This is a genomic window from Ralstonia sp. VS2407, from assembly GCF_052950655.1.
In genome coordinates this window covers 1-444 of the sequence record NZ_JBRFVG010000334.1, presented here as the reverse complement: position 1 = coordinate 444, position 444 = coordinate 1, and the positions used below count along the sequence as shown (strand labels likewise).

Genomic DNA, 444 nt, shown 5'->3' with positions numbered 1-444 from the left:
CCGCGATGCAGCCGCAGCAGCTCCGCGCGGCCGGCCGCGATCGCCGCGAGCACGACGTCGTAATGCGCGTCGCGCTCGCGCTGCGGAAACGCGGGCTCGTCCTGATGGCGCGCGGTCACGCTCGCGCGGTACGTATATTGCTCGAGCAGGCGCGGATGGATCACGTTGCCCTCGGCATCGTGCACGAGCGGCTGGATCGCCGAGAGCTGCGCGGCCTCGACGCGCGCCCAGGTCTGCGGCTCCGTCAGATGGTGTGCTGCGGGCCCCGGATCGCGCAGCTTCAGCAGCCGGATCAGCGGCCCGATCGTCGTGCCCTGCAGCAGCACGGTGACGAGAATCACCGCGAACGCGGCGACGAGAATCAGGTCGCGCCCGGGCATCGCATCCGGCAGCGACAACGCGATCGCGAGCGTGACGACGCCGCGCATCCCGGCCCAGCCCATC

The 444-nt window shown here is 71.6% G+C and carries 1 protein-coding gene; it reads right to left on the bottom strand.

Annotated features, from left to right (window positions below; translation table 11 throughout):
• Positions 1-444 (bottom strand): cation:proton antiporter domain-containing protein (locus ACU8YE_RS25325; RefSeq protein ID WP_446930334.1); only part of this gene is annotated, 444 nt, incomplete at both ends.